The sequence below is a fragment of the Xanthobacter nonsaccharivorans genome (genome assembly GCF_043194755.2).
Lineage (GTDB): Bacteria > Pseudomonadota > Alphaproteobacteria > Rhizobiales > Xanthobacteraceae > Xanthobacter > Xanthobacter autotrophicus_G.
Map to the genome: position 1 here is coordinate 5,334,073 of NZ_CM195526.1, position 12,273 is coordinate 5,346,345.

Here is a 12,273-nt window from a genome sequence, read left to right on the forward strand (position 1 = left end):
CGGGCCATGCGTGGCACCAAGTCCGCAATCGAGCCCCCCGACGATCTGCCGCCCGACGAGATGCCGGCGCCGCCGGAATGGTTGGACGACGACGCGCGGGCCGAGTGGCTGCGCGTGCTGCCGATCCTCTTCAATGAGCGCCGTACCCTGTCCGTAGCCGACCTTGCAGTCTTCGCCAATTACTGCATCGCCATTGGTCAAGTGGCGGAGGCGAGCCGTATTCTCGCGAAGGAGGGCCTGACGTTTACCGGGCCGAGCGGCCCGAAGCGGCATCCGGCCGGAGCCATCCGATCTGACGGGATGAACCAGGCGCGCCAGATGGCGGCCGAGCTCGGCCTGACGCCCGCGAGCCGCGGCAGGCCGGGTATCAAGTCCGGCGGTGGCGGCGGTGACGAGTCCGGCCTGTTCGGCCTGTTCGGGGGGCAACCCCTGTGACGGTTCCCATCCCCACCACCTTCCCCGCGTGGATCTACGACGGATCGGAGATCCCCGACCCGTTCGGCCGGGGCGAGGCGGCGGTGAGCTGGCTGAAGGCCTTGCGTCATCCAAAGAGCCGGGCGGCACGCTCGGTGTTCCAGCTCGATCCCTGGCAGGAGCGAGTGGTGCGGCGCATCTATGGCCCCTGCCGTCCGGACGGCACGCGCATCGTGAAGACAGTCGTGCTGCTGCTGCCGCGCGGCAACCGCAAGACCTCGCTCTGCGCCGCCCTGGCGCTGCTGCATACCTATGGCCCCGAACGGGTGAATGGCGGCGAAGTCATCTCCGCCGCTTCGGATCGAAAGCAGGCCCGCATCGCCCTGGACGAAGCGCTGGGCATCATCGGCGTGGTGCCGCCCATCAAGCAGATCACCGCGGCGCAGGAATACAAGAACCGGATCGTCAACACCCGCCGCCGCAGCTTCTACGAGGCGATCAGCTGCGATGCAGGAACGCAGCACGGCCGCACCCCTGTGTTCGTCATTGCCGACGAACTGCACGCGTGGAAGAAGCGCGACCTGTGGGATGTGCTGAAGTCCGGCCTGGTGAAGACGCCCGGCTCGCTCCTCATCGTCGCCACCACGGCCGGCCGGGGGCAGGAGAACATTGCTCACGACATTGTCGAGGACGCCCGCAGGGTGGCCCGCGGCGCGGTCGATGATCCGTCCATTCTGCCGATCCTTTTCGAGACCGCGAAGGAAGAGGACTGGCGCGACGAAGCAGTCTGGCGCCGGGTCAACCCCGGCCTCGCCCATGGCTATCCGGATATCGAAGGCCTGCGCCAGCTGGCCCGCGAGGGCGAGCGCCGGCCCGGCGACCGCGAGGCCTTCCGCCAGCTCAACCTCAACGTCTGGCTGGACCATTCCGCCGACCCCTTCGTGGATATGGACGTGTACGACGAGGGCTCCGCCCCCGTGGACCTCGACGCCCTCGAGGGGGAACCCTGCTGGCTCGGTGTCGATCTGTCCTCGAATGGCGACCTCACCTGCATCGTCGCGGCCTGGCGGGACGGGGAAGATGGCTACATCGTCCATCCCTGGTTCTTCTGCCCCGAGGACAACCTGCGGACCCGGGCGGAGCGGGACGGCGTGCCCTATCCCCTGTGGGCGGAGCGCGGCTTCATCACCCCGACGCCCGGCAACGTGGTGGACTTCCGTTTCGTGGAAGACACCATCCGCGACCTGTGCGCCCGCTTCCGGGTGCAGGAGATCGCCTTCGATCCACACCTCGCCCGCAACACGCTGAACACCCTCCTCGAGGAGGGCTTCCCGGCGGTGGAGATGCGGCAGGGCTGGGTCACGATGGCGCCGGCGGTGAAGGAGTTGGAGCGCGCCGTCGTCGGACGGCGCTTCATCCATGGCGCGCATCCGGTGCTGCGCTGGAATTTCGAGAACATCGCGGTCCACACGGACCCGGCCGGCAACCGCATGTTCCATAAGGGCAAGAGCCGCGACCGCATCGATGGCGCCGTGGCCGGCGCCATGGCGGTGGCGCGGGCGGCGGCGGGCGACGGCGGCGGGTCGATCTATGAGAGCGACGAGTGGTCGCCGGAACTCATGGTGCTTTGATGCCAAGGGACCTGCGCTCAGCTCACCTTTGGAAAACAACGGCCGCGCTGCGGGCGTCGGTCCTGAAACAGCGGAGGTTTGACCTTGTCCGCAGGAGATGAACGCCTTGTCGTCGCCCTTGAGGCGCGCATCCGCGACTTTGAGAAGAATTTCGAGAAGGCACAGCGCACCGCGAACCAGCGCTTCAGCGCCATCGAAAAGCGCGCGCAGTCCAACGCCGCAGCGATGAAGGCCACCTTTGCCGCAGCGGGCCAGTCTGCCGAAGCTCTGTTCGCCAGCCTTGGCGGCGTTGGCATTCTCGGCGCTGGAGGCCTCGCGGGGATTGTCTCCACCGTCAGGGGTGTTGCGGGGTCGGTCGCGGACCTCGCCGGGGAAGCGCAGAAGGCGGGAGTCGCATTCGAGCCGTTTCAGGAACTGAAGTACGCCGCCCAGCAAAGCCGAGTGGGTGTTGACGCCCTCACCGACGGGCTCAAGGAGATGAACCTCCGGGCGGACGAGTTTATCCGCACGGGCGCAGGATCGGGCGAGGAGGCGTTCAAGCGCCTCGGATACTCAGTCGCCGACCTCAAGAAGAAGCTCACCGACCCTGCCGCCCTGTTTGAAGAGATCATCGATAAGATGAAGGGCTTCAACAAGGCCGCGCAAATCCGCATCGCGGATGAGATCTTCGGCGGTACTGGCGGTGAGCAGTTCGTGCGCTTCATGGAGCAGGGTGTGGGCTCCATCTCCCGGGCGCGCCAGCGGGCAAGGGAACTTGGGCTTGTGCTCTCTGATGACGTGGGAAAGCAGGCGGCGGCCATCACGAAGCACTTTGACGAGTTGGCTGCGCGGATCGAGATCGGGCTCAAGAGCGGGGTGCTGCAGGCCGCATCTGCAATGGAAACCTACAAGGGCGAAATCCTCGCAGTCGCTACGGCCTTGGGGGCTTTGGCCTTGGGTGCCCGCCTTGGTCCGCTCACTGCCAGCTTGGCGTCAGCCGCAGCCGGCGTCGTCGCTGCTGGCGTGCAGATGACGCGCCTCAATGCCACGATCCTCGCCGTGGCGGCCGCGCAACGCGTCGCCGCGCTGGCCGGCGCAGGATTGTCGGCGGCGCTGGGGCTGCTCGGTGGTCCCGCCGGCATCGCCATCGCGGCACTGGTGGGGGGCATTGCGCTCCTGGCCATGCGGCAGGATCAGGCGAAGGTGACGGCGGAAGGCCACAAGCAGGCCGTGGCCGACCTCGACAAGGCCATCGCGGATGTGAAGGGTAAGGTTCCCGGCGCCGAAGCGACACTGAAGGCGTTGGCTGACCAGCATGTCGAGAATGCCAAGAAGGCCCTTGCGGATGCGCAGGCGGAGTATGAGTATTCGAAGGCAGTGGCCGCACGTCAGAATCTTGGGGGGTGGGCCGGAAAGTACGGCGCCAAGGCGCCTGCCGACAACACCGGCGAGATGGCGGCCGCCGCCGAGGCCAACCTGAAGCGGGTAGAAGAGGCGCAGAAGCGCCTTGATGAGCTGGAGGCCAAGCGCCGCGAGGGCGAGAGCACGGCGCCCCCAAAGTCCGCAGACTTTGCCTTGCTGGGCAAGGGCGACGAGATCATGAAGTCCTCACAGGAGCGGGTGCGGTCCCTCGAGGTGGAACGTAACGCCTTGACGATGACTGTCCAGGCAGCGGCTGAATATACCTTCATGATGGAGGCCGAGGCGCAGGCGCGGCAGGCCAACATCAAGCTCACGCCGCAACAGAAGGCGCAGCTGGAAGATCTTGCCCGCAAGTACGGCGAGGTGACGGCGCAGATCGAGAAGACGAAGGATGCACAAGAGCAGCTGAACGAGATCAAGGGGATGGTCGGCAGCTTCTTCAGCGACCTTCGGTCCGGCTTGGAGAATGGAAAGAGCGCGGCAGACTCCTTCTCAGACGCCCTCAAAAACCTGATGAACCGCATCCTCGACATGGTGCAGCAGAAGCTCTTGGACCAGTTGTTCAAGATGATCTGGACGTCTGGGCTCTCGGAGGGCGGAACGGTAGGGAGCACGACCGGATCGAACTACGTCAAGGCAGCCAGTGGCGGCTTCATCGCTGGTGCCGGCACCAGCACCTCGGACAGCATTCCGGCGATGCTTTCGGATGGCGAGTTCGTGGTGAATGCCAAGCAGGCGAAGAAGTTTGCGCCGCTGCTGGCGGCCCTCAACTCCGGACGTATCCCGCACTTCGCCGAGGGCGGGGCGGTGGGCGGCGGCATGGCCGGAGCGCTGATGGGCGGGCTGGCGGTGAACGTCTTCAACGAGGTTGGGGCGGACGTGCAGGCCCAACCCCGGCGCACGGCCGGTGGCGGGGTGAGCCTCGATATCCTCGTGGGCCGGGCCGTGAACAAGCATCTTGCCGGCGGCGGTGCCGATGACCCCATGCGCCGTTACGGCGTGCGGCCGACGCTCAATCGAAAGGGGTGAGCATGACAGCGACCAAGGAAGAGGGAATCGGCGTAGACGTGGCAGGCTTCGCCAATTTTGCGCTTGCCATTGGCGTCGATCCACAGCGGCTTGCTGAGCACCTCATCTTAACCGGCATTATCGTGCTGGAGCGAGCCGAAGGCGCGGCGGCGCAGGAGACAGTCAACGCGATCATCGCCGGCTTCAGGGCCGGACAGAAGGAAGAGAAACGACGAAGGGGAATGATATGAGGTGGCGGCGTTCCACGTGGAACAGCCAGTGAAACACCCTGGTGCCCGGCCTCAGTCAGCTGGCCCGGCCAGCCACCTTTTCTCCTGCATCGTTGGGCCTTCCATGCGTCGGCGGTGGCCGCACATCCAGCATGAGCACACCGCGAGGTGGTCTGCCCATTTGGGCGCCTGGGGGATTTCGGGATAGACGTAGCGGGCCTTTGCCTTCATGCGGGCGAGGTCGCGTCGGCGCCGGGCGCGTTTGGATTCAGGGGGCATTAAGGACGACCTTCCATGAAAAATGATGGTTTCAGCCTCCCCGTTGCATGCATTTTTTACCTCCTTCTTGGCCTAAGCAAATGACCACCGAATCGGAACCGCGCACAGAAACCTTCAACAGAGCAATTAGTTGCAGCCTAAGGGCGCCGAAATGCCTCCCGATCAAATGTGGATCAAGAGCGAATCGTATGCCTGTCCATAGCTAACCCCTTGACATATCGCCTACTCGCGAGCCGCTTGCGCGCGCATCGTCCGTTTCGATCAAAACAGGATCAATTAGGCCCAAAAGGGCAGATATCCCGCTCTAGGGCTGCTTGGGTCCGCTAACTTGATCAGATTGAGGCGTGTCGCCTCGCGCAATATGCGAGAGACTTGCGCGGCATTCTGATCCTCGATGCCAAACCTAGATCGTAGGGAGGCGTTCGTAAGGCGCTCGCCCGTGATGAATCTCAATACCGCATGTTGGTATGCTGCCCGCGCGCGTTCTGCCGAAGTCATGTTTGCAAAGGCGCGCGGGGCGAACAGCACCACTTTGGTGTTATCGGCCTCGGCCCTAAAATCCGGGGCTGGCAACTGAAATAGCTCGACAGATGCGATGACCTTGTCAAGGCCGCTGCCCTGCTCTTCGCAAATCCTCATCCGTCGCATCAGTGATGCAAGCTTTTCGTTTCGTGAGCGCGGGGGCAGATCGATAAGACGGGCTGGGTCATTCAAAGGGACGCCGGGGTTTGTGATCTCAATGCGGTCGACAAATATTTCTATCATCGGCCCAGCGCCTGTTACCGTCATGTCTTGATGAATAAGTGCATTTGCCACGAGCTCTCTTATTGCTATCTCTGGATAAACACGCTGCTCTTCTCTGAATGCCTGACCTATGTGTTCATTCTCAGGTAGAAGGCCGTTTATAAACGTAATTAGGCCTTCAAACCCGCTCGCATATCCGCGCACGCCTTCATGCCTCCTGCGTGTCTTCGTGCGGTCGCTGCCCTCATATTCGATAACGCGAACTGCCTTCCGGGAAAGGCGTTCAAAACGATCCAGCCTCTTTGCAAAAAGAATGGCACCCAAGTTAAGAATATTCCAGCGGCCTCCCACGTCTTGCGCAATCAATCTGTCCGCATTCAGTTTCTCAAATATCCCTTTTCGATTGTCTGGCAGGGGTGTTTGCGTAAGTTCAAAATAACGAGGATAGTCAAAAATATTTAAGACTTCATTTTCGTCCAAAAACTGAAGGGCCACCGTCGCTTCCCAAGCGTAGGGCTGAAGTTTGGCCCATAACGCACGCTCCGTTTGGCGATGCCCGGACAGTGCCGTCGTCGCGCTTCCGATCCGAATATAGGCTGCTCGATCGAAGGTCACAGGCGACGACGTGGCTGCCGGGATTTCGACCAAAACGACTCGGCCATGCGGATGAGGTATGACTTGAAAGTCTAGATGGGGCGGAGGGTCCAGTTTTTGATTTAGCCAAAACGTCAAAAGTTGAGCACCCTTTTTTTCCTTTGATGGCTCAAATGTTGTGCCAACGATGGCGCGGTCGTCATCGCGAATGCCCCATACCAAATAGCCGAAATGGTGATCGGCCAGCCTAGCACCGTTCGCGATTGCAGATATCGTCTTTCCGATAGTCTCTGCATCAACATTATTTTCTTTGAACTCGACCCAGCTCGTTTCGCTACCGAGGGATCTTAGCTCATCAATTAGCGCAATCTGCCGTTCTGGGATTGTTTTCGCTTGGTCAGTCATTGTTCGCTATTGCCTGATTTTGATGTTCCCTTCCTCAGCCTCACCCCTGGCCCCTCCCCATTCTCCGCGACGAAAATCACGCCAGCGGCTTCGAGCGCTGCACGGATTGCGGCAATAGTTTCCGGCGCCCCGCTCGAATGTCCGTTCTCAAATCGAGTGACGGTCATGGCTGCAACACCGGCGAGTTTCGCTAGGTCACGCACCCCAATCTGCAGGGCGGCTCGCGCCATCCGACATTGCGCGGGCGTGATGGCTGTTGACACGGTAAACACCCTTTGGCATGTTCACAGGGTAAACACCCTACCGTGTTCATTGGAGCAACACAATGCCTCGTACCCCCGCGTCGGCAAACGCCATCGCTTTGCCTGACATCATCCCGTCGATGCCGGCCGATTGCATCACATCTCGCCGTGACGTGCTCACGGCCGGCTGCGCCGGCGCCGCCATCGCTGCCCTGGTAGTGCCCGTCGTTATCTTGCCGAAGGCAGAAGCTGCCCCGGTGGATCCGTTAATAGACCTGATCAAGGCGTACCGCACCGGGCTTGTCGCCTTCGATGCGGACCCGTCAGTTCGCCTGCATGACGATGAACGTACCGGGCAGCGGGCGATGGAAACTTGGGAAGGTCCGTTCCTCACGTTGGAGGAGAATGCCCCTCCCGCGCGCACTAGAAGTGCCGCCATCGAGGCGCTGCGCCTTGCGCAGGATGAATTACTACGTGAAGGCGCAATCGGCATCGTGTCGCCATTGGTGGCAGCTGCTCTGGCGTATTTTGAGGGGGAGAAGAGGGCCTAATCCCGCTCATGTGCACCGACGATGAGGGACGGTACGGGGCCGCGTGTGAGCGGACTTCCACAGGGTGTGGACAAGCGGCGGAGAAAATTCGTCGCGGAGGGTCATATCAGCGTCGGCGAGAAAAGCTCTTGCTACAAACCAGAGCGCATGATACCTATTGTTTATAACCTGAGGTTTTAGACATGAGCGCTTTACCGAAACTCACCACCAAGGCAGCTGCCCGCGTCGCCAGCATTGACCGGGATCGGCTCAACGAACACATCGCCGCCGGCCGCTTCAATTGCGCTCCGGAGACCGTTCCGGGGCGCGCACGCCTCTTCGACCCTGACGATATGATCGCCCTATGGCTCTTCCGCGAACTGATGGATGACGGCATGGATGCATCGCGTGCAGGTCGCATCGCGTGCAGCGTCGCCAATGCTGCCCGCCACGCCCCGGAGGCCCCGGCCATTTCGTACGTCGAAAGCTACACCGGCGTAGCTTCGGCCATCTCTGCAGACAGTGTGCCTTCACCTTCCGAATGGGACACCTTCGTCTTTAACGGCGTCGATATTCGTAAGGTCACAACCTTCCGAATCAGCAAGGTTCGCGAACTTATCGCGCACTACACTGAGGAAGAGCGCTCGATCATCGGCGAGAACGACTAAGCACTAGCAAGGAAAGCGCATGACTGAGTTTTCCAAGTTGTCGATGGCGTCATGCGCCGCCTTGTCGAGTTAGGGCCGGATGATGACGCGCGATTCTCAGCTCCTCCGCACATCGAAGCAGATCGCCCACGAGTTGAAAGTGTCCACGCGCACGGTCACGCGGTGGATACAGAAGGGCATCCTGCCCGCCACCAAGAGCGGCTGCAGCGGGCGCACCAGTCCGCTGCAGGTGGACCGCCGCGCACTGGAAAAGCTGAAAGGCAAGGGCTGACCATGCCGCCACGCTCTTCCCCACCGCCGCAGCTGCTGTTCACGCACGCCGACGTGAGCCGTGCCATCAAGGCCGCGACCGCCGCCGGCGTGAAGGTGCTGCGGATCGAGATCGAGCCCGCGAAGATCTCCATCGTGGCCGCAGATGCCCGAGTTCCTTTGCCCGAGCTCTGAAGAGGGGATTGATGTCGTGTCACGCCGCCCGTCTTCGACGTTTCGGAATGAAGGCGACTTCCCTTGTGAGGAGGAGATCGCGCGCCGGTTGAGCCAGGACCCACGGGACTGGCCAGCGAAGGCGCTGGTTCTCGAGCGTGATGGGCTCCCCCGTATCGATCCGGTCATGGGCGGCCGATATTGGCCCGCCGTCCGCATGTGGTTTCACCGGCGCTATGGCCTCTCTAATCTCCAGCCGTTCCACCCCGATGGCGAGGAGAACCTCAATGCCCTCTGTTAATGCCCCTGGATTGAAGCGCCGGAAAAACCGTGACGGAACAGAGCGACTCTATTGGGCTGCCCCGAAGTCCGCCTTGGCGGCCGGCTTCCCCAATCGCATCGTGCGCCTGCATTTCAGCGCACACGACCCCGCCCAGCACCCGCTCATAGAGGCAGCCTGCAAGCGGCTGGAGGCCGAAGCGCTGGAATGGACCGCAGGCCGCAGGGAGACGCGCTCCGCCTTCGACGGCACCATTGCGAGCCTCGTGCGCCAATATCAGACGGACATGGCGAGCCCGTACCGCGAGGTGAAGTGGAACACGCAGCGCACCTATGACCAGGTGCTAGGCGTGATTGAAAAGGCGTTCGGCAAGCGATCTCTGGCCGCGCTCGGCATCTCCGACTTTCGCCGGTGGTACGACGAGGCCAAGAAGCCGAAAGCGCCCGGCGGAAGCGAGCGCGTGCGCAAGGCGCATGGCATCATCTCCATGATGCGCCGCATGTTCGCCTATGGTGTCACGGCTGAGTTGCAGGAGTGTGGTCGGCTCCTGACTATTTTGGAAAAGGCTCGCTTCAAGCAGCCGGGCCGCCGGCGGCAGAAGCTCGAGTCCCATCACGTTGAGGCCTTCATCGCGAAGGCACTGGATGCAGGGCGCCAGTCGCTCGCGCTAGGGACGGCTCTTCAGTTCGAGACGACGATGCGTCAGCGCGACGTGATCGGAGAATGGGAGCCCATCCCAGTTGCCGAATCGGCAGGCGGCATCGTGCTGGGTGCGCGGCGCTGGGTCCGGGGGCTCACCTGGGCCGATATTTCCGATGCTTTCGTGGTGATGAAGGTCACGACGAAGACTGGTTCAGAGGTGGCGCACGACCTAACCCTGTGCCCTCTTGTCATGGATCTGCTGGCCCGCGTTCCCGCTGACCGGCGTATCGGTCCGCTGATTGTGGATGAGACGGCAGGGCGCCCTTACGCGGAGCATGCCTATGCCCGCGAATGGCGCCTGGTCGCACGGGCAGCAGGCATTCCTGATTCGGTTTGGAACATGGATGCTCGGGCGGGAGGGATCTCCGAAGCGGATGACGCCGGGGCTGATCTCGACGCCATCCGCTCTGCTGCGGGTCATTCGCAGGCTTCCACAACCGTTCGCTACGTGCGCGGAACCATCGGGAAAAGCCGTAAGGTCGCCGAACTGCGCAAGGCCCACCGGAACAAGTCGTAAACGAAACCGAGGAACGCGGCGAGGAACGCGAGGAACGTGTAGCTCAACGGTAGGCCGACAAGCTCTTGTCACTGTTCGCAAAACTGGAGCGGGCGATGGGAATCGAACCCACGACATACAGCTTGGGAAGCTGTCGTTCTACCACTGAACTACGCCCGCGCAGGCGCCGACCATAATCGGACGGCTTGCCGCGCTCAAGGGCGTTCGCGCGAATTCCCCACCGCGTTGCGGGGGCGGGCCGAGGCTCCTAAGGTCGGGGCGACTATACCTTTCATGCAGCATGCGCCCATGACCGTTCACGACACGACTCCCGTTCATCACAAGGCCATCGGCTCCTTCAAGGCGATCTTCCAGACCTTCGACGATCTCGCCGATGGTGCCGCCGGGCCCGGGCGGCTTGCCGCGCTCCGGGCGGAGCTCGCCCGGCACGGGTGCGACGCCTACGTGGTGCCGCGCGCCGACGCGCACCAGAACGAATATGTGCCGCCCTGCGAGGAGCGCCTCGCCTTCCTCACCGGCTTCACCGGCTCGGCCGGCACGCTGGTGGTCCTGCCCACGCAGGCCGCCCTGTTCGTGGACGGGCGCTACACCCTCCAGGCGCCGGCCCAGGTGGACACGGGCGCCTTCACCGTGGTGCCGCTCTCCCAGTTGCGGCCGGACAAGTGGATCGAGGCGCACCTGCCCCGTGGGGCGCGCCTGGGCTACGATCCCTGGCGCACGACGCTGGACGGCCGCGAGAAGCTGGCCCAGGCGGTGGCTACGGCGGGCGGCATCCTCGCGCCGCTGGAGGCCGACCCCGTCGCCGCCATCTGGCCGGACCGGCCGCCGCCGCCCAAGGCGCCCATCCGGCTGCTCGACCTCGCGGTGGCGGGGGAGGACACGGCGGCGAAGCTCCGGCAGGTGCAGGAGAAGCTGACCGCGGACAAGCTCGACGGCGCGCTCGTCTCCGATCCCCACGGCGCCGCCTGGCTGTTCAACATGCGCGGGGCGGACGTGGCCCATACGCCCCTGCCGCTCGCCTGGTGCATCGTGCCGGCGGAGGGGGTGCCCGACCTGTTCGTGGAGCACACCAAGCTGTCCCACGAGGTGCGCGCGGCCCTTGCCGGCCATGCGCGGCTGCACGGCGTCTCCGACCTGGACCGCATGCTCGGCGCCTTCGCCAAGGGCCGGAAGGTGCGGCTCGACCAGGCGACCGCGCCGGTGCGCCTCGCCGGGGTGATCGAGGCGGCCGGCGGCACGGTGGACAAGGGCGCGGACCCCATCGCCCTCCTCAAGGCCCACAAGAATCCGGCGGAGATCGCCGGCATGCGTGCCGCCCATGTGCGCGACGGCGTGGCCCTCGCCCGCTTCCTCGCCTGGTTCGACCGGGAGGCGCCTTCCGGCCGGCTCACCGAGATCGACGCGGTGGAGGCCCTGGAGACCTTCCGGCGCGGCACGGGACAGCTCACCGACGTGTCCTTCCCCACCATCGCCGGGGCGGGGGAGAACGGCGCCATCGTGCATTACCGCGTCACCCGCTCCACCAACCGGACCATACATCCCGGCGAGCTGTTCCTGCTCGATTCCGGCGCGCAATATCCGGACGGCACCACCGACATCACCCGCACGCTCGCCGTGGGCCGCCCGAGCGAGGAGATGCGCCGGCACTACACGCTGGTGCTGAAGGGGCATCTCGCCCTCACCCGCGCGGTGTTTCCGCAGGGCATCAACGGCGCCCAGCTCGATCCCCTGGCGCGGCAGCATCTGTGGGCGGCGGGGCTGGATTTCGACCACGGCACCGGCCACGGGGTGGGCGCGGGCCTTTCCGTGCACGAGGGGCCGGCGCGCATCTCCCAGCTGGGCCACGTGGCGCTGGGGGAGGGCATGATCCTCTCCAACGAGCCGGGCTTCTACCGCACGGGCGCCTACGGCATCCGCATCGAGAACCTGATCCTGGTGGAGCGGCGGGAGGTGGAAGGCGCGGAGAAGCCCTGCCTCGGCTTTGCGACGCTGACCCTCGTTCCCTACGACCGCCGGCTCATCGACCTGTCCCTTCTGGACGGTGCCGAGCGGGCGCAGGTGGATGCCTATCACGCCACGGTGGCAGCCGCGCTCGCCGGTGACCTCGATGCCGCTGAGCGCAACTGGCTGCTGGCGGCCACCGCCCCGCTCTGAGGGGCGCCGGCGGCTGGAAGGACGTCCGGTTGCGGTCGGGCCGCTTCCATC

General features: G+C 64.0%; 11 protein-coding genes and 1 tRNA gene. 10 read left to right on the forward strand and 2 right to left on the reverse strand.

The features are described from left to right. The first annotated feature begins 6 nt into the window (after nt 1-6). From V5F59_RS24385 to V5F59_RS24400, 4 genes are all read left to right on the forward strand, one after another. Nucleotides 7-435, forward strand: coding sequence for a phage terminase small subunit P27 family (locus V5F59_RS24385; protein ID WP_393978996.1), 429 nt, complete (start codon nt 7-9; stop codon nt 433-435). Then, on the forward strand, nt 432-2,045 hold the full coding sequence (locus V5F59_RS24390; RefSeq protein WP_393978998.1) for a terminase large subunit: 1,614 nt from the start codon (nt 432-434) through the stop codon (nt 2,043-2,045). The genes V5F59_RS24385 and V5F59_RS24390 overlap by 4 nt, the downstream gene beginning before the upstream one ends. Nucleotides 2,046-2,129: 84 nt before the next feature. Beyond that, complete coding sequence (locus tag V5F59_RS24395; protein ID WP_393979000.1) at nt 2,130-4,475, forward strand: hypothetical protein; 2,346 nt, start codon at nt 2,130-2,132, stop codon at nt 4,473-4,475. 2 nt (nt 4,476-4,477) lie between these two features. Further along, nucleotides 4,478-4,705 carry a hypothetical protein gene (locus tag V5F59_RS24400; protein ID WP_393979002.1) on the forward strand — a complete coding sequence of 76 codons (228 nt, stop codon included), beginning with the start codon at nt 4,478-4,480 and terminating at the stop codon, nt 4,703-4,705. A gap of 534 nt (nt 4,706-5,239) precedes the next feature. On the opposite strand, the gene V5F59_RS24405 is transcribed toward V5F59_RS24400, so the two are convergent. Continuing rightward, entirely contained in the window at nt 5,240-6,706 is a 1,467-nt protein-coding gene (locus V5F59_RS24405; protein WP_393979004.1) for an ATP-binding protein, read from the reverse strand. Between the two features lie 325 nt (nt 6,707-7,031). On the opposite strand from V5F59_RS24405, the gene V5F59_RS24410 reads away from it, so the two are divergent. The 5 genes from V5F59_RS24410 (at nt 7,032) to V5F59_RS24430 (ending at nt 10,068) form a co-directional block, all read left to right on the forward strand. Beyond that, nucleotides 7,032-7,499 carry a hypothetical protein gene (locus V5F59_RS24410; protein WP_393979006.1) on the forward strand — a complete coding sequence of 156 codons (468 nt, stop codon included), beginning with the start codon at nt 7,032-7,034 and terminating at the stop codon, nt 7,497-7,499. 182 nt (nt 7,500-7,681) lie between these two features. Further along, the gene (locus V5F59_RS24415; protein ID WP_393979008.1) at nt 7,682-8,146 is read left to right on the forward strand and encodes a hypothetical protein; all 465 of its coding nucleotides are present in this window, start codon (nt 7,682-7,684) and stop codon (nt 8,144-8,146) included. Nucleotides 8,147-8,225: 79 nt separating this feature from the next. Further along, a complete protein-coding gene (locus V5F59_RS24420) occupies nt 8,226-8,417 on the forward strand; it encodes a helix-turn-helix domain-containing protein (protein WP_393979010.1) in 192 nt (63 codons plus the stop codon). 2 nt (nt 8,418-8,419) lie between these two features. Beyond that, nucleotides 8,420-8,590 (forward strand): hypothetical protein, encoded by a 171-nt coding sequence (locus V5F59_RS24425; protein WP_393979012.1) that lies wholly within the window; start codon nt 8,420-8,422, stop codon nt 8,588-8,590. Between the two features lie 266 nt (nt 8,591-8,856). Further along, nucleotides 8,857-10,068 carry a site-specific integrase gene (locus V5F59_RS24430; RefSeq protein ID WP_393979014.1) on the forward strand — a complete coding sequence of 404 codons (1,212 nt, stop codon included), beginning with the start codon at nt 8,857-8,859 and terminating at the stop codon, nt 10,066-10,068. Nucleotides 10,069-10,152: 84 nt separating this feature from the next. On the opposite strand, the gene V5F59_RS24435 is transcribed toward V5F59_RS24430, so the two are convergent. After that, nucleotides 10,153-10,227: transfer RNA gene (locus V5F59_RS24435), tRNA-Gly, on the reverse strand. Between the two features lie 129 nt (nt 10,228-10,356). Between V5F59_RS24435 and V5F59_RS24440 the strand changes: the two genes are divergently transcribed. Next, nucleotides 10,357-12,222, forward strand: a complete 1,866-nt coding sequence (locus V5F59_RS24440; RefSeq protein WP_393979016.1) for an aminopeptidase P family protein — start codon at nt 10,357-10,359, stop codon at nt 12,220-12,222. The last annotated feature ends 51 nt before the right edge of the window (nt 12,223-12,273 follow it).

Bases quoted from the DNA above. Each gene is read 5' to 3' on its own strand.
- V5F59_RS24440 (WP_393979016.1), top strand. From the start codon at position 10,357: ATGACCGTTCACGACACGACTCCCGTTCATCACAAGGCCATCGGCTCC.
- V5F59_RS24385 (WP_393978996.1), top strand. From the start codon at position 7: ATGCGTGGCACCAAGTCCGCAATCGAGCCCCCCGACGATCTGCCGCCC.
- V5F59_RS24415 (WP_393979008.1), top strand. From the start codon at position 7,682: ATGAGCGCTTTACCGAAACTCACCACCAAGGCAGCTGCCCGCGTCGCC.
- V5F59_RS24400 (WP_393979002.1), top strand. From the start codon at position 4,478: ATGACAGCGACCAAGGAAGAGGGAATCGGCGTAGACGTGGCAGGCTTC.
- V5F59_RS24430 (WP_393979014.1), top strand. From the start codon at position 8,857: ATGCCCTCTGTTAATGCCCCTGGATTGAAGCGCCGGAAAAACCGTGAC.
- V5F59_RS24425 (WP_393979012.1), top strand. From the start codon at position 8,420: ATGCCGCCACGCTCTTCCCCACCGCCGCAGCTGCTGTTCACGCACGCC.
- V5F59_RS24420 (WP_393979010.1), top strand. From the start codon at position 8,226: ATGATGACGCGCGATTCTCAGCTCCTCCGCACATCGAAGCAGATCGCC.
- V5F59_RS24410 (WP_393979006.1), top strand. From the start codon at position 7,032: ATGCCTCGTACCCCCGCGTCGGCAAACGCCATCGCTTTGCCTGACATC.
- V5F59_RS24405 (WP_393979004.1), bottom strand. From the start codon at position 6,706: ATGACTGACCAAGCGAAAACAATCCCAGAACGGCAGATTGCGCTAATT.